This window comes from Paenibacillus sp. BGI2013, from assembly GCF_002843485.1.
Classification (GTDB): Bacteria; Bacillota; Bacilli; order Paenibacillales; family Paenibacillaceae; genus Paenibacillus; species Paenibacillus amylolyticus.
Window position 1 is genome coordinate 85,223 of the sequence record NZ_PJFA01000002.1, and the last position, 20,881, is coordinate 106,103.

Below are 20,881 nucleotides of genomic sequence, written 5' to 3' on the forward strand. Positions count from 1 at the left end.
CATATAACAAGCATTCCATTTCATCATGCTATACTCATTAGAATAAAAAGTTAGAAGGAGAAATTCTTATGATACCATTTCGTAATGATCATGTAGGCAGCTTTCTACGCCCTGCAAACTTAAGTCAGGCACGTGAACAATATAAATCAGGCAACATCACATATGAAGAATTAAGAGCTGTAGAAGATCAAGAGATTATTCGAATTATTGAAAAGCAAAAGGAAAATGGCGTATTGGCAGTTACGGATGGTGAGTTCCGCAGAAGCTGGTGGCATTTTGATTTTCTGGGCGGCTTGGATGGCGTAGAGTTGTATGAGGAAATTGATGGGCCTCAATTCCATAATATGCAAACTCGCAAGGGTGGAATTCGTGTTTTTGGTAAAGTTGATTTCTCGAGTCATCCTTTTGTTAAGGATTTTGAGTTTTTGAAAAAGCATGCAGGTGATGCAGTGGCGAAACAGACCATTCCAAGTCCCAACATGCTTCTATATCGGTTGGAAAATGGCGCCAATATCTATACGGACCGGGAGCAATTTCTTCAGGATACGATTGCGGCGTATCAAAAAGCCATTCAAGCTTTCTATGATGCGGGATGTCGATACCTGCAATTAGATGATACCGCTTGGGCAGACCTATTCTCAGAAGCTGGTCATGATAAGCTGCGTGCCAAAGGTCTGGAACCGGCAGAAGAGTTGAAAACGATGCAGCGCATGATTAATGAATCCTTGTCTCATAAACCGGCGGATTTAGTGGTGACGATGCATATTTGTCGTGGTAACTATAAATCGAATTATTTCTCAACGGGTGGTTATGATTACGCTTCTGAAGTTATCTTTGGAGGCTTAAACGTAGACGGATTATTCTTAGAATTTGATGATGAGCGTTCAGGTGGTTTCGAGCCATTAAAATATGTGAATCGAAAAGATTTGAAAATCGTGCTTGGTTTACTCACATCAAAAACAGGCGAGTTAGAGGATAAAGAACAAATTAAAGCTCGGATTGCAGAGGCGGCAACCTATGTACCACTTGAGCAACTTTGTTTGAGCCCACAATGTGGCTTTTCGTCTACAGAAGAAGGCAATATTTTAACGGAAGAACAACAATGGCGTAAACTTCGTTATGTGAAGGAAATTGCAGAAGAAGTTTGGAATTAATCCATTTAAATAACGGAGGGGATGTAAAATGACGATACAAGCAGACCAAGAGACAATTATAGTTGAAGCGTTCATTAATGGTCAAAATGTAAAATCCCTTTCGCAGTTAGCCAAAGAGAATCCGACAAACCCAACTGAGATCGTAGGCTATTTCCCTGTCACTACGAAAGAACAAGCGGTTGAAGCGATTGAAGCGGCGGCAGGGGCTTTTAAAACATGGAAGCAGACCTCCATTGATGAACGCATTATTATGATGCGCAAGTCGATCGAGAAGATTAGAGCAGCTGAGAATGAAATTGTTCATTTGCTGTCTAGAGAGCATGGCAAGCCCCTGTATGATGCACACGGTGAAATTTATGTTTCGTTAATGTGGATGGAGTTTGCTTGTAATGAAGCTAAATCGGCTCTACAGGAAGAGATCAAAGAGCATGAGAATGGTAAAACTATTCTTTCCTATGATCCAATTGGTGTGGTGGCAGCGATTAGTCCATGGAACTATCCCATTGCATTATCTACGATTAAGATCGCTCCTGCCTTACTTGCGGGCAACACAATTGTGCTTAAACCAAGCCCATATGCGCCACTGGCGGCAGCGAAGGTGGCAGAGATTATTGCGAGTGAGTTCCCGGCTGGGGTAATCAATGTCGTTCATGGTGATGCGGATGTGGGCGTTGAACTGACTAGTAATCCTCTTGTTACTAAAATCGCTTTTACAGGTGGAACCGCAACAGCTAAGCATATCATTAAAGCTGCGTCGGAAACGATTAAGGATATGACGCTTGAGCTTGGTGGTAATGATGCGGCTATCTTCTTGGAAAGCTTTGATGTTCATGATGAGCGAGCAATGCGCCGGATTGTCATTTCTAATTTCTTGACAGCAGGCCAGATCTGTATGATCGCCAAACGTGTGTATGTACACCGTTCTATTTATGATGAGTTTGTGGAAAAATATATAGAGGCGGCTAATCGCTGGATTCGAATTGGTGATCCATTTGATTCAAATACGACGGTAGGTCCGGTTAATAACCTGAAGCAGAAAAATTATGTGCTTGGTTTGGTTGAAGATGCGCAAAAGCGTGGGGCTAAGGTCATCCCTCTCGGGCAAATTCTTGATCAGAAGCTGTTTGACCAAGGTTACTACCTACAACCTACGCTTGTCTTAGGTTGCGATGTTCATGATCCGATTGTAGTGGAGGAACAGTTTGGCCCTACGGTTCCGATTCTTCCATTTGACGATGAAGAGCAGGTTATTCATCTACACAATGAAAGCATATATGGATTGACGAGTTCTGTCTGGGGGAAAGAAGAGGATGCCATCTCCGTTGCACGTCAACTCGAAGCTGGAACGACAATGATCAATACAGCTGCTGTGCAGGGTCTCGACGTTCGGTTCCCTTTCGGTGGAGTTAAGCAATCTGGTATTGGCCGTGAATACGGTGCCGAAGGCATCCGCACGTATACAGAAAAACATGTCATCAACGTTCCAAAGACACTGGATCTTCCTTATATACCAGAATAAATCTTATAGTACACAACTTCGCATCGTACAGGAATGTACATGTGAAATTGAATGTAGGCTCTAACTTTGCGCTTTGTTTACTGATTTTTAAGAATCAGTAGACAGGGCGTTTTTTTGTCAGATCAGTTTGACAGTGGTGACTTTTTTAGAGAAAAAATAACCCCACATCTGATGGAGGTGACGCTGAGAAAATAAAGAAGCCACTCCATTGATGGAGTGGCTTTATATTCAGCTATTTTACGGTGAACGGCGGTTATCTTCTACCTAGTGTCTCCCAAATTCCATGGAGCCAGGAATCGAAATCAGCATCTTTGTCGCCCTCGTAAGTATCATAAATATCCAGACGTGTCTTTTGCAGTTTTTCCTTGAATTGCTCGAATGTGTGACCTTCAGGAAGGCTTTTTTTAATCCGTAGCAAAATTTTGTTAGTACCTTTAAACAGCTCACCTTTGTTTTTGGCAGGCATTTGTACATCTTCATCCAACTGCTTGAGCTTTTGATATGCGGCTTCGCGCACTTGAAACACTTGATCATTTTTCAAAACATGCTGCAGCAACTTAATGGTAGGGGCTGTATTCCAGTTCCCCAATTCGTTCACGGCATTCAGTCTTTCTCTCCAGCTCGACGTCCGGTTAGCCGCTCGTTTGAGCTCTTCAAAGTTCTCCGGTAGTTCGTTAACTGCTCCAATATCATGGTTGTTCGTCAAAATTCAATCTCCTTAATCATCGCCATCTCGGCAGAATGATGAATGTTATTTATGTGATCACTATTATAGCACGAACCTGACTAAACTACTCCTATGAAGCCGATTGGTTAGCCTTTTCCTTAATGAAGTCCACCATATACACCCAACCAATTAGTCCACATAAGACAAAACCAAACGCATGCAGAGATCCATAAATGGGAATAAAATCGAGTATGGTTAAGGAGTACATATTTTTCAGTAACGGATAGAAGATGGAAATGACAACAACCGTGTAAAAGGCTAGACAAGAAAGGCCTAAGAAAAAGGCTGCCTTAATATCCAAAGCATTTTTCCTCAAGTAAGTAAGGAGATAAGCGGTGTAAACCACAATATTACAGGCGAACAAAGTGACACCAATGTATTCAATTGGCTTGGAGAAAATCATACCAATAGCAATCAAGATTGGTCCGATGATATCGATGGCAACGACCCAAGGATACCAGCTTTTCTTCGTCATGATGCGTCCCAGTGCACCAATAAAAATCGGAACGATCGCAGATGAGAAATGGAAGTGGAGCGAGCTTAACGCGTGCGTTGAAGGATTAGCTTGGAACAGGTTCAATTGATATTGATATAAGGTAAACCAAATGCCCCCGATAAAAAAATAAACGAGCCCCGCACCAATCGCTATTTCCGCTGCTTTTCCTTTAGAGATCACAATCGTGGTCAAGCCATAGATGCCAAGCAGCAGTGTGAACAGTAGCCATCCAAGAGACAGAATTCCTGGGATTTCCGTACTTTCTAACCCCCACATCTTATTACTCATTACCGAGGCCAGGGTAAGAAGCGCAGCGGGAAATTGAAGCCATTTCATAGCGGCATAAATCATTCGTTGATGTTTATTCTTTTCGTCATGGTTCAAAAGTGAAATCACAAGAGGTACAATGACAAAAGCCGCAAAAAGCAGAAATTTTTCAACAAGTTCGATTTGGAAGTAATCAAGGGAAAATATCAGAATGGTTATGATTCCACCGGGAAACACGGGTGCTAATAATGATTTCATTCGTTGCTTCAAGGAACTATTCATGGGGTTTCCTTTCTAACTACGTTTATCGTAAGAACTGCCTGTATCCAGTTGTGTAGCATTCTTTAGTATAGATTGGCAATTCTTCTTTTAGTAGTCTAACACATTTATTTGTCAATATATGAAAATAAGCTTATCTTACTGCGGTTGATGGAGTCATGGGAAATAGCCCTTTCGCTCTTCAAAGACTTTCGCCATAAAGGAGCTGTGGTATCAAATGAATAAGGATAAAAGTATAGAAATGAAATACTCTTCAAAAGCAGGGGACATTCTACAGCAGATCAATAGTAAAACTAAGCTAGGCGAATTACGAAAAATCGCAAAGGATATTAAAAAAGATCACGAACTAGCTATGGAACTTTGGTCGACCGAAGCGTTTTTGCCCAGACTATTAGCTATTTTAATTATGGATAAAAAACTTCTCTCACAAGAAGTGCTTAATAAGTTTGATAAGGATATGCAGACTCACACTTTTGATGAGCGAAATAACTTAATGGATTGGTTAATGGCTAATCAGCTTACCAAAGACAAGAAGACCATTGCATTGATGGAGTCATGGGAAAAAAGCCCTTCTGCTCTTCAAAGGCGAGCTTTTTGGTATTATCAAGCGCGATTGAGATGGACCGGACAAACGCCTCCTGATAACACCGAGGACTTACTATCTGCAATTGAAGCTAATATTACGCAGGAAGAGCCGGCAGTTCAGTGGGCTATGAATTTCATTGCAGGCTGGATAGGCATTTATGATCAAAAGTATCGTGCACGTTGTATAAAACTTGGTGAGAATACAGGTCTTTATAAAGATGAAATGGTATCAAAGGGCTGTACTCCTAATTATTTGCCAGAGTTCATTGCAATTGAAGTTAACAAACGAAATAAGAATTAGTTACCTCTGCGAATCCCTATGTGGTTCGAACTAATGGACCTCCCTGACTGCATCCATTAATAATAATGATGCCTTGCCCAATGAGTAGGAACCAAACCACAGGTTTATTTCTTTCATTATTCTTTCATAGCACTCTGTTATAATTTCAAAAATAAGTAATCAAAATGGAACAAACCGGCTGGGAAAAATGAAACGAAATTCAATAAGTTTTTGACTGTACATTAAAGCCAATAAAGATGAAAGGATAAAAAGAATAGATATGAATATAGCGATAGAGAAAGAGTTGCAAAAACGGCTACTTGTTCCGTGCGAGCAAAGATTACTGTCACTCCTATTTAAGGAACACGTGAATATAGAAGAAATAGAGGATCAGCTTCAGGGTCTGAATATGGATACGGGTAATCATAATTATCTGCTGATGTTAGCTCATTTTGGGTATAACGTCGATTGGATGGGATTTCCGAAGCATGTCATCCCACAATTAAAAGGCATCTATCGTTATTATCAGGTGGAGAATGCCCTGATGCTACAGAAACTTTTTATGAGTACACAGAAGTTGAATGAAAAGAATATATACCCTTTGCTTTTAAAGGGAGCCGCGATGCGTCTACATTTTGCCTCAGGAGTATCTAGAATGATGGCTGATTTAGACTTTGCGCTCGAGGGTGAACAATATGAAGAAGCGGTTTCAATTTTTCAAGATATGGGTGCGGAGTATATAGTAGAAGCTAAGCATTCCATTACATATAAGTTGGGAAAGACGGAGTTTGATATTCATCATGTCATATTTAAGAACAATCTTGAAAAGGGCAGTGATATTTGGGAGAGAGTTGAACAGGTTGAGGTGAATAGCTGTAAATTCAGAGTATTATCACCGTTAGACATGTTTGTCCATATATTAGATTCGCAATCCAGATGCATATTTGTTGATGAGATGCCGGAACGACGGATGAAGTGGTTATTTGATGCAAAAATGGTCTTGAAAATGATGCCTGACACGGATTGGACAGCAATAGCAAAGCGCGCGAGTGAACTGCATTGTAGTTATCGGGTTCACTTGATGATGAAATTATTCGCAACCTGTTTTCCAGAGGACATTTCGTTAGAGGATGCAGAAAATTTATTTGCAGTGGATAGTGGATATGGCAAATGGCTAAAAGACGCAATGGATTTTTATGAGACGATTGTGCCTTATATGAAAGAACGCCGTGCGGACGAAAATAGTTCAATCACGCTGCGGGTAATACATTTAAGAATAAAATATAAACCTATCAGAAAGGAGTATAGATATTATTCTCATGAATTAAAGGAAGTAGAATCTGGTATGTGTTTTGCAAAATATGTTGCCGAACTTTACCACTTAAATAGACCCGTGAAATTGTATCAGAAATTTCTCTCACGGTTAAGACTTCGTTGATTAGAACAAATACTATGCGAGAAAAGAGAGAATAATGGATGGATAATAAAAAAGCTACAATTTCCACTTTCTTCGAAGATGTTAATAAGCGAATTTTGAAGAAAAACGGGATGCATTATAAGAATATGCAAATCAGATTAGCAGATAAGGTTCTCGAAATTCGATATTGGGATGACATAGAGGTTTCATTAATACGATCATCTCTTTTGGGAAGAGTCCTTTCAAATGAGCAGTACGTAGTGCCGGGTGCAGTAATCTGGTGCTATACGGATGATGTTAATGTCTATATTCCCGATTCGTTTCGCGATAAGCCGCTGCAAGAAGGAGCAATAACCGATGTATATCAGGGAAAGGATGCAACGGGAAGCATCAAGGTTACTAGAAGTACGGAGATGGAGGGTGCCGACTACATCAGGAAGACCTATTATTTCTGCAGACAAGCAGGCACTGATTATGATGATTGCATGTTGGGACATCCACTTATAAGATGTTTTTATTTTTGGGCAGAGCAGGAGAACATATTGATTCTGCATTCCGCTGCAGTCGGATTTAATCATAAGGGTGTATTGATAAGTGCGCGGGGTGGTGCTGGGAAGTCAACTTTATCGGTAAGTTGTTTGCTTGAGGGGTTAGATTTTGTGGCAGATGATTATGTTATGATGCGTGAAGTGGGAGAACGAAATGCACTGCCACTATATACAATGGTTGGATTGAATTCGGATATGTATCAGATTTTGAAACCGAACATGCCTGTTATCAAGACGGAGGAAAAGCGAAACGGGAAGAAGTTCTTTGATGCATCCGCCTATCCTTTTCAGGAAGAATTACCGATTAAAGCTATTTTGTGTCCAACTGTTACAGAGGGAAGCGATCCAATGATTGTGCCGACGGACCGAGGTTCAGTATTGGTAAAATTGGTTCATTCCAGTGTAAGTCAGATTGGCGGACGAAGAGATACAGAAATGGTTAAGAGAATGATGGACAGACTGAAGGATTTACCCGTTTATGAGTTTCGTTTAAGTAAAGACCTTAAGAAGAATGTAATCGTATTGCAAAACTTTATGGAGGGACTTTAACATGTATAAATTAAATGATGAGAAGATGTTTTATGATATTGCTGACGGACAAGCCATTATAATCAATTTTGTTACTGGAATGTATTATGGAGCAAGTGCTCTTGGATCGATGGTTTTAGATGCGTTGATGCAAGGCAAGGACCCGAAGCAGATTGTCGATACAATTAAAAATAATGAGGACTGTGTAGTGGATATTGATCAGCGTGTAGAGCGGTTTATTGCTGCGCTTACGGAAAAGGAAATATTTATTTTAGATGATCAACCTTACAGCCAAGAATCATTGGGCGATTTTGTCGTGGTTCATGGAGATTACAGCCTTGAGTTGAATGAATTCGCGGAGGTTCAAGATCTTCTGTTGGCAGACCCTGTACATGATGTGGAAGCAGATATGGGATGGCCTAAGCTAAAAGAAGAGGATTAATACAATGAGGCTATCCATTATTATGCCTGTATATAATGCGGGATATTATTTAGAAGAAGCAGTGGAATCGATATCGAACCAGACCTGGAATGGCGAGAAGGAGATTATTATTGTAGATGATCAATCAGAAGATCATTCCTTTGCGACTGCCCAAAGATTAGGTGATCGTGTGATCTCGGTGGAACATGGTGGTGCAGCAAAAGCAAGGAATGTCGGACTCAAGATGGCTTGTGGGGATTATGTATTATTTCTGGATGCAGATGATGTTTTGTCTCAGGATGCATTGGATAATCTTTTTACTGCCATGGAAGATGAATCGAACTGTGTTGTTGTATATGGAAAGGCAAAAGATTTTATTTCGCCGGAGTTATCGAGTGAACAAAGTATGAAACTGAAGGCAAGAGAAAACGGTTATGGCGGTGTATTGCCGGGCTGCGCGCTTATCAAAAAATCAGTCTTTGATCGGAACGGATACTTCGATGAAAATCTTTCAAGTGGAGAAACGGTAGATTGGATGATGAGTTTGAAGGAAACAGGAGCCGTGGTTCGTGAAATCAATCAAGTAACGTTAAGGCGACGCCTTCATATGACCAATACAGGACGTTTAAAACGTGAAGAAGAAATGAAAAATTATGCAGCTATTTTAAGGAAAAGGATGTCAAAAGAATGAAACCGTTAGTATCCATCATAACGCCAATCTACAATGCCATGCCATATTTAAACACTTTCTTAGATTCTGTAGAAAACCAGACCTATGCGCCGTTAGAACTTATTTTGGTAGATGACGGGTCTACCGATGATTCACTCTCGGTCCTTACAGAGCGGGCAGTTATAATGGAAGAAAAAGGTATATCGGTGAAAGTTCTATCCCAAAACCATGCAGGACAGGTGGCTGCTGTAAATCTAGCACTTCCGAGTGTCCACGGCGAACTATTAACCTGGTGCGATGCGGATGACTACTGGACGGATGACAGTATTGAAAAGAAGGTAGAGTGTCTTCTAACTCATCCTGATATTAATATGGTGCGAAGCAACGGATTAATCAAAGATGAGACAGAGAATCCGATTATGTATAGAGAAAAAAATAATCAGCCGTTTTTGTCCGATATATTTGATGATTTGTTCCATGAACGTATCTTGGAACTTGCGGGCCGATTTATGGTGCGAACAGAAGCCTTGTTTTCCTGTTATCCGAATCGTCAGATTCCGGCATCCACTGTGGATCAGAATCCGCAGCTGCTACTTCCAATCGCGAGCAGAAGCAAGTGTGCTTATCTAAACGAGGAGCTGCATGTATATTGCAGGAGAAGTAGCGGTCATTCTAGTACGAAGCGTAGTTTCACGGAGACTATGAAACGGATAGAAGATATCAAGCAGCTTTATTTAAGTATTTTGCCTTATTGTGAATGTGATCAAGAGTATTATCACAAAGAAGTGGAACATATGATTGCTGCATTTAAGAAGACCTTAATGCAAACTACGGCCATGATAGCAAGAAATAGAACGAGCAACGAGTGAAGACTGAAATTAGTGTGCAGTAGTTTTGATGGACTATACGAAGAAAGCGGCGACTTGCCTTGAATAAATCACTCGGAGTAAATTTACTTACATTATGGAATCTGTTTGGTCGAAAGCGACAGATTCAATTTGGCGTGCTTGTCTTTTTCTATGTGATCGGTGCAGTGTTAGAGACCGCAAGCATTTCACTTATTGTTCCTTTTGTTTCTACTATTCTAGAAGGGGATCATGAGAGTATTAGCAAAGTTGCTTTTTTTGCGGGAATTGTTTTTATATGTTTTCTAGTAAAAAACGTGTTTGTATATGGGTTAGGAATTATAAAGCGCAAATATATCGTTAGCCAATATAAGGATACAAGCAAGTCATTGTTGCGCATGCACCTGGATCAAGATTATCAATCTTTCACTGATGAAGATTCGTCGGCTCTTATTAATAATATTAACAAATACACGGGTTCCATCTTCCTGAGTATACAGAGCATGCTGGAGTTTATTGCAGAAGCTGTCGTCATTCTCATGCTTTTGGCTTACATGTGCGTCCTAAATGTCAATATTTCAGCGGCTTTGATTCTGGTGTATGTTCTTATCATGATCTTGTTCCATCGGTTTATTTATACTAAAGTGCGAGAGACCGGAAAACGTTCCAATCACAGCTTCGACCGAATGAGTGCCGTCACAAGAGAGGCCATAAATGGTATCAAGGAAGTGAAATTGTATCACGCAAAAGACGCAGTGGAGCATCTCTATGAAGGGTACATCGAGGAAAATGTAACCTTAGAAGTAAAGCAAACTGTCTATTCCACATTGCCTAGACATCTGATTGAATTGATTACGGTGGCTTGTATGTTGATGGCGTTTCTTGCTGTTTATGTAACGAATGGCTCATCCGAGGACGTCATGTCGAAAATGGCCATTCTAGCCTTGATTTTAATTAGAGTTATGCCAGGAGTGACCAGAATAAATGGTTATTTATCTTCTTTGTATGCGAACTCCTCGGTTTTGGATCGAATGGACGGGGGTTTCTACGAGAAGATCCAAGGGATACTAAAGGAAGACAAACCAAGAAAGTCGTATGCTGTAAATGATCAAGACAAAGATACACATGCTACAGGCAGGTTTAATCAGGGCAGTAAAATTGTATGTAGTAATCTATCTTTTTCCTATGAGAATGGAAAAGAAGTTTTGAAGAAAATAAACGTTGAGATTCCTTGTGGTGCTATTGTCGGTTTAAGGGGCCCCTCCGGAATAGGCAAAAGTACACTGTTAAATCTGTTGACGGGTCTTCTTGTGCGAAATGACGGAAGACTCGATATCGAGCATGGAGATGGAACGACGGAGCAACTTAGCGAGGCAAAGCTTCGTTTCGGATATCTTCCCCAAAAAGTATTTTTGTTGAATGCAAACCTGAAGGAAAATATTGTTTTCTATCGGGACTATGATAAAGAAAAAATGACGCATGCTATATCGGTGGCTCAAATAGCAGATATGATTGCAGGGTTAGGTCAAGGTGAAAATACCAATCTTGGTGAGAACGGAATCTTTCTTTCCGGGGGACAGTGCCAACGCGTAGGCCTAGCGAGGGCGGTGTACGATTCTCCGGATATCTTGGTGTTGGACGAGGGAACATCCGCATTAGACGAATGCCTTGAAGAGGAAGTGATGAGAGCAGTGTCTAGATTAGATAATCAGACTGTTATCATTGCATCTCATCGAGAATCAACTCTAAAGTATTGTGATTTCGTTTATGAATTGAAGTGATTTGATAGAGTGAAATGTTGAAGCCGATTAGAGACAGCTGCAAGTAAAGTTGTCTCTAATCGGTTTTTTCTGCTTCCTGGGGGATCAGTTTGGTTCGAGCCAAGTGTATACGTTAGAAGTCGGGATGGATCGTGGTTCCATCATCGCTATGTTCTTTCATTATTCTTTCATAGCCCTCTGTTAATATCCATAGAGGATGATGGATCTCGGATCTGGGTTAAAGCTTGCTCTAGCAAGGCTATCATTCTGACGTATGCCGATAGAAAATAATCAAGGATTAGTTACCTAATCAAAGGGATGAAGGAGAGGATACATATTGTTATCGTTTAATTGGAGAAAGACGGTTTATCTTGTTATAAGCTTCGTATTGTTGTTCAGCATAATCGTTCCATTCGAGGTGCGATCAGTTTATGCTGCAGATCCTTCTTCACCTGTTAAAGCGGAGAAAATAGACGCAGGAGGTAATGCTTCAATGGCGTTAAAGTCAGATGGTACCTTGGTTAGCTGGGGGCCTGGTCAACTAAACGTCCCCGTAGGCTTAAGCGATATTATGGCAATTGATGTTGGGTATTTTCATATACTTGCATTGAAGTCAGATGGCACGGTGGTCGGCTGGGGGAACAACAGCTTTGGTCAACTAAACATGCCAGCGGGCTTGAATGATGTGGTGGCAATCGCCACAGGAAGCAGCCATTCGCTTGCATTGAAGTCAGACAACACGGTTGTCGGCTGGGGTAACAATACCAACGGTCAAACCAATGTACCAGTGGTTGTAGAAGGGGTAGTGGGGATTGCTGCAGGAAACATCCATTCGCTTGCACTGAAGTCAGATGGCACAGTGGTCGCTTGGGGAGGCAACAATAGGGGTCAAACCAATGTGCCCGTAGGCTTAAACGGAGTAGTGGCGATTGCTGCAGGAGAAACTCATTCACTAGCGCTAAAGTCAGATGGCACAGTGGTTGCCTGGGGATCTAATCAGGACGGTCAAACCAATGTGCCAGCGGGCTTAGACGGAGTAGTGGCGATTGTTGCAGGAGAATATCATTCATTAGCGCTAAAGTTAGATGGCACAGTGGTTGCCTGGGGATACAATAATAGTGGTCAAACCAATATACCAGCCGACTTAGAAAGAGTAGTGGCGGTCGCTGCAGGTCATTTTCATTCGCTTGCCTTAAAGTCAGATGGTACCGTAATTACCTGGGGATCTAATCAGGATGGACAAATGAATGTACCTGGGAATGCCAATCTGAGCGGGCTTAAGCTACAGGAAGGGGATTTCACAGAATCCTTTGATCCTTCAGTCATGGACTACACGTATTATTACGACGGTCAATCGCTGTCCAGTGTAGATGTAACGCCGACACTCGAGAGCACTGACCAGACAGTTATGTATGTGAACGGTGAGCTGCTGCCGTCAGGTAGCACGAAGATGATAAACTTTGCGGGAGCAACCACGGATACGGTTATTCCTGTTCGCGTGGAGCCCTACTTGTTACCCGGTAAAACGTATACCATTACGCTGGCGATCGATTCAACGCCTCCGGAAGTGCAGTTTGGTACGAATGGTGGTGTAGTGGCAGCGAAAACTGCAGCGAGTATCGTAACGGTCAGCGACCTACAAAGCGGAATAGATGATCATTCACTACAATATGTGTGGACGCAAAGTACGGCCGTTCCGGCAATGGGCTGGTTCCCCTTTAGAGACGGCGATACGTTGAGTCAGACTAGCGGGAATGGAAGTTGGTACTTACACATTCGCGCAGTAGACAAAGTGGGGAATGTTAAGGAGGCTGTTTCGAATCCGTTTCTACTGGATAACACAACGCCGGCACCAGCACCGAGCCCAATAGATCAAGGCGGTAATTCGTCTGCTCCGCCTGCAGTAACCTCATCTCCATCTAACCAGGCAGCTTTAGCTAAAATAAATGTTTATAATTCCGGAAAGGCATTGGAATTATCTCCTAAGTTCACGTCGGGGACTACGACGTATACAGTAGAAACAGACGCTGCGCAGGTTGAACTGGAAGTAGCTTCAGCCCATCCCAAGGCGGTTGTGAAGCTGTTGGGAGAACGGATAAGTGAGATGACGACTGTTCCTTTGGTGATGGGTGCTAATGTGTTAACCCTTACGGTTCAAGCTGAGGATGGAACGATCAAGACGTATACCGTCACCATTAACCGTATGACCCATGATGAACATCATGTTCCTTCAGCTCCGGTATGTCGGTTCACGGATATCGAGAATCACTGGGCAACATCAGATATATGCGAGGCAGCCGAATTGGGTATTGTGGAGGGGATGGATGCCCAGACCTTTGTACCAAGAGGCAACGTAACACGAATGGAGTTCGCCGTTATGCTGATGAGGACACTTCAGATCCCGATACGTAACGAATCAAGTGAGGTATCTTTCAGCGATGCAGAGAGCATTCCGGCATGGGCACACCTGACGATCCAGACAGCCGTATCTGAGGGCGCTCTGCAAGGATATCCCGACGGAACATTAAGACCGAAGCAAACGGTAAGCCGTGCAGAGATGGCTACAATGGTATCCAAGGTCATGGAATGGAAGGCTGGCAGTACGGATAGCCCCTACTTCTCTGATGATACACACATTCCAACATGGGCCAAAGCTTATATCGAAGCTGCTCGAGAGCACGGACTTCTGAAAGGGCAAGCGGGTAATCGATTTGTTCCGGAGGGACGAACAACAAGAGCCGAAGCTGCGGTTGTACTCTTGCGACTTTGGAAATCTATACATTAAGCAATAAAGGACTGACCCCTGATGTCATTAGATGACAACAGGGGTCAGTTTTTGTTGAAGCCTGATAGGAGATATGCTTGTAATCCATAATTCCCTCTACTATTATGGATAGAAAAGGCATAAGGTGTATATTTTCTTAATTTAAATATAAAGGGACCTGATGTATGAATTCCACTGTAGAACTTATCCTGATGATTGTTTCATTGATCATGACGGGTATCATCTTACTCACTGTGTACGGGTTTAGACGAGAGCGCGGAGTAATCTACCTCGTAGGTTTGATCGTATGCCGAATGATGTACTCAAGCAGTATCATTCTGGAGAGACATAGCGATGTATTTATGACTAAATTAATTTTTCGCAATATTCAGAATACGACCCAAAATGTAATGGTCCCTTTCTTGATCTTATTCGTTTATCACTTAGTCGGTCGAGACAAGCTGCTGAAGAACCAATGGAAGATCCTATTGTTTGCCGTATTTGTATCGTGGTCGTTGCTTATGTGGCTTGACCCAAACTTTCATATTATATATCTGACGATTGAGCTTTATAATGGCCACCTAGTCACAACAAAAACCCTCTATTCTAGAGCATTCAGCCTCATTTGCTATAGTGCAGTGGTTATATGCCTCTACTATTTATTTCAGTATGTAAGGAATATTAGGAGTGATTATCGTAAGCCGGGAATGTGGGTTCTCCTTCTGGCTACATTACCGTTTGTCCTGGAGATTATCAAATTTGTGAAGCCTGAGTGGTCATCATGGTTACTTCCATTAACAGTTTACTGCGGATCTACAGGGACAATTATGCTGGTGATTATTCTGAGGATTAAGTTCTTCTCTACCGTTCCGATTGCCAGGAATATTGTGCTCGATACGTTGCAGGAGAGTATTGTGATTGTGAATGGTTCGGGAAAGGTCATCGATAACAATAATCGAGCTTCACAATGGTTCTCAGAGTTGGGCTATACCAATATTTCGGGTCGGAATATATCGGAAATCCTAGCGTCCTGGCCAGAATGGTATAAGCTGAGCAAGTCTATGCAACCGGGCAGTGTAGAGATTGATAAGTGGCTGGATGGAGAAAGAAAAATATATAGTGTAAACGTATATCCATTATATACACTGGGTAAGGCACAGGGTAATATTTCTCTTATTTTTGATATTACAGAGAAACAACGGCATCTGGAGCAGATGGCACAGTTGAACCAGTTGAAGGATCAACTGTTTACAATTATATCGCATGATATTCGCAGTCCGCTAGCGCTGCAGTTTCAACTCGTGGAGTTACTGGAGGCGGACAGGCAATCCTTCGCTGCGGATCATCAGGAGATCATTGAGCAGCTGGGTGACCAGATTCGTAATACACTTGGAATGGCTAATAACTTGTTGGAGTGGTTTCGCAGTCAGGTTGAAGACATGACACTTCGTCCAGAGTTACTGGAGCTTTCGGAGGTTGTTGAGGACTGTTGTCATATGTTACACATTAAAAGTGAGAGTAAACATATCAGCGTGATGAATAAGATTGCTATAGGCACCCATGTATATGCAGACCGGGAAACAGTTGGTTTAATTATTCGTAACTTATTAACCAACGCCATCAAATTTTCCGAATTGGGTGGTTTAATCGAAGTGTACGCTCAGTTGTCAGGAGACATGGTGATCGTGTCCGTTCGTGATAACGGAGTAGGTATGGAAGAGGGGCGAGTTCGTCAGCTATTTAACGAGAAGCAACTCAACTCCATGGCGGGTACATTAGGTGAAAAAGGGGCAGGGCTTGGACTGCTCGTAAGTCGACAGTTCGTACAACTAAGTGGTGGAGATATGTGGGCAGAAAGCACGGTGCGACAAGGAAGCGTATTTCACTTCACTTTGAGAGGCGGAACAGAGAGATGAAAGTTCTCATCGTTGATGATGAGCCTGCCATGCTGTTGGCAATGAAGCGGATGCTGTCGAATATGCAAGATGTGGAGATTGTCGGAAGCTTTCAGAATGCGGCAGAGGCACTCGATTTCGTTAAGAACAGGGAAGTGGATCTCGCATTCCTGGACATCCAGATTGCTACGGACAATGGATTAGAGCTTGCACGCAGCTTGATCTCAGTTTGTAATGATCTTGACATTGTGTTTACCACTTCGCATGCAGAATATGCGATTCACGCTTACGATGTTTATCCGTTGGACTACATGGTTAAGCCGATTTCCAGAATGCGACTGGCTCAGACGCTCACTAGGGCGGCCAGCAGACGCAGATCTTCTTCTAATCTTGCTGACGACCTTGTGCCTAATCGGCTGACGGTTCATGGACTGAGTTGCTTCGAGGCTAGCAGCAAGCAAGCGGGTACAGTGAAATGGAAATCCAAGAAAAGCATGGAGCTATTTGCCTATCTGCTTGTTCAACAGGGTAGAAGTGTAGCCAAATCCCGAATCCTGGAGGATCTCTTCCCAGGGAGGCCTCTCAAGCAGGCAGAAGTGTACTTGAATACGATTGTCTATCAGCTTAGAAAGGTGTTATCCGAGCATGGGTTCAAGGAGATGATCCTATCAGCGCAAGAGCAATATCGGGTAGATTTAGATCAAGCCGATGTTGATTTTATTCGATTCGAACAGACCATGTTGGAGTTATTTGAATTCAATATAGCTAATGAAAAAGCGGCCATAGCGTTAGAGAAACAGTTCGTAGGCGAGTTGTTTGAGGGTAAATCTTTTGATTGGGCGACAGGGGAACGTGAGAGATTGTTAATTGTGTACGTTTCCTATGCCAAGCGTCTTGCAAGCTGGTTGCTGGAACGGAATCAATATAATGAAGCAGCACGCATTGCCAGAAGAATTGTATCCCGCAATGAGTTTGAGGAAGAGGCAACATTGCTGTTGTTAAGTATATTGGGAGCCATGGGAGATCGAAAATCACTACATAACCACTATGAGCAATATACACAATTACTGCTTCATGAACTTGGATTACAGCCTTCGCTGTCTATTCAACAGCAATATGAACAATATCAATGATATTCTCCTGATAAACAAAAAAGAGCCGCAAAGCATGCGGCTCTTCATTTTTTTAACGCCCGCCCGTATTGGAAGCCCAGACAGGAATCCAACTGTTCGGATAATTGCTATTGGTCAGGGTTGTGTTATAGAGAACTAAATTCCCATCACTTTGCATGACCAGTGTGTCACCCGTTGTGTTAGCAGGTAAGCTGCTCCCGTGATGACCTGGAATCCATGAGGTGGTATTGGGAGACCAGGCAGCTACCTGTACAGAAGTATCAATCATCAAAACTTTATCCCATCCCCAACCGGTGTAATATTCGAATTTACCTGTAGCCGGGTTGAAACCATAACGATAACCATATTGGTAAACGTCTTGATATTTCATGCCATATTTATACATGACAGGTTTCCCGTACTGTGATTCAAAATTGAACGAAAGAGCCCCACTGTTACTAGTTCCGCTACTCCAGAGAGAAGAACCGTTTTGATAGATAACAAAGTTCCCGTCATTTTGCCAGATGGCTGAGAACCTGCCATCTTGGGAGGTGAGATAGTCACCCTTAGCCATGCTTTGGCCGATCGTGAGTTTATCTCCAAGATAGCCAGCAGAAGCTGTTGCTGGTACGGCAAATGCAAGAATCAACAAGCAAGCCATAAGAACTCGAAAAGATCTGGGAAAAAGTCGTTTGTTCATTGGACACGCTCCTATTTTTCTTATAATGGTTAAAGTTAAATGCATAGAACAACAAATCCTTACAGCTATTGCATGTTTCTACGTTGTATTCAGTCAGGAGCGGTGAGGTAACACGTCCCCATCTGGTGTAAAATGGGAACTAAGATCTAAAATGCTCCCAACGGTCACCTCCTTTAATAGAAGTGTGAAAATCTTTGATACATATTATGTAATGGGATGTGTGTGTTTTAGGAGATGGAAGCTAAGTGTTTTTTAGTAGAGGAGTTATATCATCAAGTGAAAATGCATACTTTATTTTCCATTATAGCAACAAAAAATATAAAAGCCATATTTTTCTATATGAAATTTTGAATCTATTACTTACAACCAATGCGTTATAACTTCTCGTCTCCTGAGCTAGAAAAAAACCTGTTATTCGATTGAATAAATTGAAGCTAAACACTAATTTTGGTGCAGATCGAGATATAGGTATTCATCTCCTCTATCAATCTCTCAACTTTTTACACCCATTTTATATATTTAATGATTTTTATGAATTGAACTATGGTAAAATATCTCAGGATCTAAAATTGGAGAGGGGTTTTTTCATTCATGTTTTGGAAAAAAGTTTTGGGTAAAAGCACACTGCGTGTAGCTACCGCTGCACTATTACTCACGCAACTATTGGGCGCAACAGGTTCTGTCTCTGCCGCAGGTAACGATGTAGAAGTACACTTGATTGGAATCAATGATTTCCACGGTCAGTTAGATACCACATCAATCGTGGGTGATAAGAAGGCAGGAACGGCTCCAATTCTAGCAACCTATCTCAAAGAAGCTCAAGCCAAATATGAACACTCTCTACTCTTCCATAATGGGGACTCTGTTGGTGCATCTGCTCCAGCCTCATCTTTGGATCGTGACGAGCCTACCATGGAATGGATGAATATGATGGGCTTTGATGTAGGTTCCTTAGGGAATCATGAATTCGACCAAGGTGTCGCTGCTTTAAAGGCACAGATCTTTGGTGGCCTTGATCCAAAAGAAGGTAAGGTAACACATGCCGGTGCAAAATTTGATTACGTCAATGCAAACGTGATTGAAACTGCCACAGGAAAAACATTGATTAAGCCGTATGTGATTAAAGAAGTGGGCGGAGTCAAAATTGGATTTATCGGACTAGTGACGAAATCAACACCTGCCAAAGTATCTCCATCTGGGACAGCTGGCGTACGTTTCTTAAGCGCAGAAGAAGAAGTGGAAGCCGTTAATAAATATGCCAAAGAATTGCAAGACCAAGGTGTAGAAACGATCATTGTTTTGGCACATGATCCAGCAACAACCAAAGAAGGTGTAACCACTGGAGAAGCAGCTGATCTGGCAAAAGCTTTACCGGCGGACTCCCCTGTTGACGTTATCGTTGCAGGTGACAATCATGCTTTGGCTAACGGTGAAGTGAACGGAAAGTTGATTGTGCAAGCCTACTCATATGGTACGGCGTTTGAAGATATCAAGCTGATGATTGACCCTGCTACCGGGGATGTAACTGAAAAATCAGCGACTGTTACAACGACTTTCCAAGAGGGTGTAAAAGAAGACCCTGAATCTTTAGCTATTATTAAAAAATCATTAGACAAGCATCCTGAGCTGACGAAACCAGTAGGTACAACGGATGGTTCTGTTACCCGTACAGATGCTTATAATAACGAAGCCCCTCTGGGCAACCTCATTGCAGATTCAATGCGTGAAGCAGACTTTGGGGATAAGGCCAGTGCTGCTGACTTTGCATTTATGAATCCAGGCGGTATTCGTGCGGATCTGCCACAAGGCGATGTGACCTTTGCTGATCTTGCCAAAATCCAACCGTTTGGTAATACTCTAGTAAAACTTGAGCTGACTGGCGAACAGGTTAAAACCTTGTTGCAGCAGCAATGGGGTACCAATGCTGACGGTACACCTAATACCAAAACACTCCAAATCTCTGGTTTGAAATACACTGCAGATTTCAATAAGCCAGTCGCAGAACGCGTTACTGGTCTTAGTCTGGAAGATGGAACAACGATTGATCCTGCAAAAACATATACGGCTGTAGTTAACAACTTTATGGCTGCAGGTGGAGATAACTATAAAGTGCTGCTGGATGCTAAATCATCCCTGGCAGGTCCTATCGATCTGGATGTATTCTACCAATACATCGTAGACACGTATAAGGGCGGTAGCATCGAAGCTAAAAATGAAGGACGTATCACAAACCTGGCTGCATCTACTGAGCCAACAGAAACACCTGTAACAACAGAAGTCATTTCTCGTGCTGAATTTGTAAGTGCTCTGGTCGACATGTTGAAACTTAACGAAGTAGCTACAGCACCTGTATTCAAAGATGTTGCGGCTAATGCTGCATATGCAGATGCGATTGCTGAAGCTATGCATGCTGGATTCATTCAAGGTTTTGGTGGAAACTTCTATCCTGATCGGGATATCACGCGTGAAGAAGCTGCTACCATTCTTGCTAAATTGGTAAAAGATCAAGCGACTGATAAAGACGCTGCTACAATTATTGCTAGTTTCGAAGATGGTAAATCCGTGTCTGCCTATGCAATTAAACCTATGGCAAAACTGATTGACAAAGGTATTTTTGCTGGAACAGATAAAAAATCACTTCAACCTAAACTAGGTCTGACTACTAACGATGCAAAAGCATTAATTGAAAAAGCTGTTGCAGCAAAAGCTTCATAATGTAGAACTTATTCAAACTTTATATTAAAACAGAGAAACACATCCTATCGGGCGAATGAGCATTCCTCTACGGATAAACCCTCTCATCAAGTAGTTCTTTAATTGGTGAAAAGGGTTTATCCAAGAGAATGCCATATCCCAATTTAGGATGTTTTTTTTATGCTTAAAATCCACGATTCTATGGAGAAATCTATGTCTG

General features: G+C 42.1%; 16 protein-coding genes. 13 read left to right on the forward strand and 3 right to left on the reverse strand.

Annotation, left to right across the window (positions count from 1 at the left end; genetic code table 11):
- Positions 1 to 68 precede the first annotated feature (68 nt).
- A complete protein-coding gene (locus tag CXK86_RS04315; protein ID WP_076252150.1) occupies positions 69 to 1,154 on the forward strand; it encodes a 5-methyltetrahydropteroyltriglutamate--homocysteine S-methyltransferase in 1,086 nt (361 codons plus the stop codon).
- A 28-nt stretch (positions 1,155 to 1,182) separates the two neighbouring features.
- Complete coding sequence (locus tag CXK86_RS04320; protein WP_076252148.1) at positions 1,183 to 2,673, forward strand: aldehyde dehydrogenase family protein; 1,491 nt, start codon at positions 1,183 to 1,185, stop codon at positions 2,671 to 2,673.
- Between the two features lie 253 nt (positions 2,674 to 2,926).
- Here the strand turns inward: CXK86_RS04320 and CXK86_RS04325 are convergent, their stop codons facing one another.
- Both CXK86_RS04325 and CXK86_RS04330 read right to left on the reverse strand, forming a co-directional pair.
- On the reverse strand, positions 2,927 to 3,379 hold the full coding sequence (locus CXK86_RS04325) for a HEAT repeat domain-containing protein (protein WP_036611867.1): 453 nt from the start codon (positions 3,377 to 3,379) through the stop codon (positions 2,927 to 2,929).
- A 91-nt stretch (positions 3,380 to 3,470) separates the two neighbouring features.
- Positions 3,471 to 4,445: a YndJ family transporter gene (locus CXK86_RS04330; RefSeq protein ID WP_076252146.1), complete on the reverse strand. Its 975-nt coding sequence runs from the start codon at positions 4,443 to 4,445 to the stop codon at positions 3,471 to 3,473.
- A gap of 214 nt (positions 4,446 to 4,659) precedes the next feature.
- Here CXK86_RS04330 and CXK86_RS04335 point away from each other — a divergent pair, with 214 nt between their 5' ends.
- The 10 genes from CXK86_RS04335 (at position 4,660) to CXK86_RS04380 (ending at position 17,288) form a co-directional block, all read left to right on the forward strand.
- Entirely contained in the window at positions 4,660 to 5,328 is a 669-nt protein-coding gene (locus CXK86_RS04335; protein ID WP_076252145.1) for a DNA alkylation repair protein, read from the forward strand.
- Between the two features lie 346 nt (positions 5,329 to 5,674).
- Positions 5,675 to 6,745 carry a nucleotidyltransferase family protein gene (locus tag CXK86_RS04340; RefSeq protein ID WP_179087890.1) on the forward strand — a complete coding sequence of 357 codons (1,071 nt, stop codon included), beginning with the start codon at positions 5,675 to 5,677 and terminating at the stop codon, positions 6,743 to 6,745.
- Positions 6,746 to 6,783: 38 nt separating this feature from the next.
- On the forward strand, positions 6,784 to 7,821 hold the full coding sequence (locus CXK86_RS04345) for a phosphoenolpyruvate carboxykinase (ATP) (protein ID WP_076252141.1): 1,038 nt from the start codon (positions 6,784 to 6,786) through the stop codon (positions 7,819 to 7,821).
- 1 nt (position 7,822) lies between these two features.
- Entirely contained in the window at positions 7,823 to 8,242 is a 420-nt protein-coding gene (locus CXK86_RS04350) for a hypothetical protein (RefSeq protein WP_076252136.1), read from the forward strand.
- Between the two features lie 22 nt (positions 8,243 to 8,264).
- On the forward strand, positions 8,265 to 8,912 hold the full coding sequence (locus CXK86_RS04355) for a glycosyltransferase family A protein (RefSeq protein WP_180361723.1): 648 nt from the start codon (positions 8,265 to 8,267) through the stop codon (positions 8,910 to 8,912).
- A complete protein-coding gene (locus tag CXK86_RS04360) occupies positions 8,909 to 9,760 on the forward strand; it encodes a glycosyltransferase family A protein (protein ID WP_076252131.1) in 852 nt (283 codons plus the stop codon). Before CXK86_RS04355 ends, CXK86_RS04360 begins: the two co-directional genes overlap by 4 nt.
- Positions 9,761 to 9,819: 59 nt before the next feature.
- Positions 9,820 to 11,517 (forward strand): ATP-binding cassette domain-containing protein, encoded by a 1,698-nt coding sequence (locus CXK86_RS04365; protein WP_076252129.1) that lies wholly within the window; start codon positions 9,820 to 9,822, stop codon positions 11,515 to 11,517.
- Positions 11,518 to 11,989: 472 nt separating this feature from the next.
- Positions 11,990 to 14,281, forward strand: coding sequence for an S-layer homology domain-containing protein (locus CXK86_RS04370; protein ID WP_076252127.1), 2,292 nt, complete (start codon positions 11,990 to 11,992; stop codon positions 14,279 to 14,281).
- Between the two features lie 191 nt (positions 14,282 to 14,472).
- Positions 14,473 to 16,176: a sensor histidine kinase gene (locus CXK86_RS04375; RefSeq protein ID WP_256720071.1), complete on the forward strand. Its 1,704-nt coding sequence runs from the start codon at positions 14,473 to 14,475 to the stop codon at positions 16,174 to 16,176.
- The gene (locus CXK86_RS04380; RefSeq protein WP_076252123.1) at positions 16,173 to 17,288 is read left to right on the forward strand and encodes a response regulator; all 1,116 of its coding nucleotides are present in this window, start codon (positions 16,173 to 16,175) and stop codon (positions 17,286 to 17,288) included. Before CXK86_RS04375 ends, CXK86_RS04380 begins: the two co-directional genes overlap by 4 nt.
- Positions 17,289 to 17,340: 52 nt before the next feature.
- On the opposite strand, the gene CXK86_RS04385 is transcribed toward CXK86_RS04380, so the two are convergent.
- A complete protein-coding gene (locus CXK86_RS04385) occupies positions 17,341 to 17,967 on the reverse strand; it encodes a hypothetical protein (RefSeq protein WP_076252121.1) in 627 nt (208 codons plus the stop codon).
- Between the two features lie 591 nt (positions 17,968 to 18,558).
- Between CXK86_RS04385 and CXK86_RS04390 the strand changes: the two genes are divergently transcribed.
- Complete coding sequence (locus CXK86_RS04390) at positions 18,559 to 20,682, forward strand: bifunctional metallophosphatase/5'-nucleotidase (protein ID WP_076252119.1); 2,124 nt, start codon at positions 18,559 to 18,561, stop codon at positions 20,680 to 20,682.
- Positions 20,683 to 20,881 lie beyond the last annotated feature (199 nt).

Bases quoted from the DNA above. Each gene is read 5' to 3' on its own strand.
- CXK86_RS04315 (WP_076252150.1), top strand. From the start codon at position 69: ATGATACCATTTCGTAATGATCATGTAGGCAGCTTTCTACGCCCTGCA.
- CXK86_RS04320 (WP_076252148.1), top strand. From the start codon at position 1,183: ATGACGATACAAGCAGACCAAGAGACAATTATAGTTGAAGCGTTCATT.
- CXK86_RS04330 (WP_076252146.1), bottom strand. From the start codon at position 4,445: ATGAATAGTTCCTTGAAGCAACGAATGAAATCATTATTAGCACCCGTG.
- CXK86_RS04335 (WP_076252145.1), top strand. From the start codon at position 4,660: ATGAATAAGGATAAAAGTATAGAAATGAAATACTCTTCAAAAGCAGGG.
- CXK86_RS04345 (WP_076252141.1), top strand. From the start codon at position 6,784: ATGGATAATAAAAAAGCTACAATTTCCACTTTCTTCGAAGATGTTAAT.
- CXK86_RS04350 (WP_076252136.1), top strand. From the start codon at position 7,823: ATGTATAAATTAAATGATGAGAAGATGTTTTATGATATTGCTGACGGA.
- CXK86_RS04355 (WP_180361723.1), top strand. From the start codon at position 8,265: ATGCCTGTATATAATGCGGGATATTATTTAGAAGAAGCAGTGGAATCG.
- CXK86_RS04360 (WP_076252131.1), top strand. From the start codon at position 8,909: ATGAAACCGTTAGTATCCATCATAACGCCAATCTACAATGCCATGCCA.
- CXK86_RS04370 (WP_076252127.1), top strand. From the start codon at position 11,990: ATGGCGTTAAAGTCAGATGGTACCTTGGTTAGCTGGGGGCCTGGTCAA.
- CXK86_RS04375 (WP_256720071.1), top strand. From the start codon at position 14,473: ATGATTGTTTCATTGATCATGACGGGTATCATCTTACTCACTGTGTAC.
- CXK86_RS04380 (WP_076252123.1), top strand. From the start codon at position 16,173: ATGAAAGTTCTCATCGTTGATGATGAGCCTGCCATGCTGTTGGCAATG.
- CXK86_RS04385 (WP_076252121.1), bottom strand. From the start codon at position 17,967: ATGAACAAACGACTTTTTCCCAGATCTTTTCGAGTTCTTATGGCTTGC.
- CXK86_RS04390 (WP_076252119.1), top strand. From the start codon at position 18,559: ATGTTTTGGAAAAAAGTTTTGGGTAAAAGCACACTGCGTGTAGCTACC.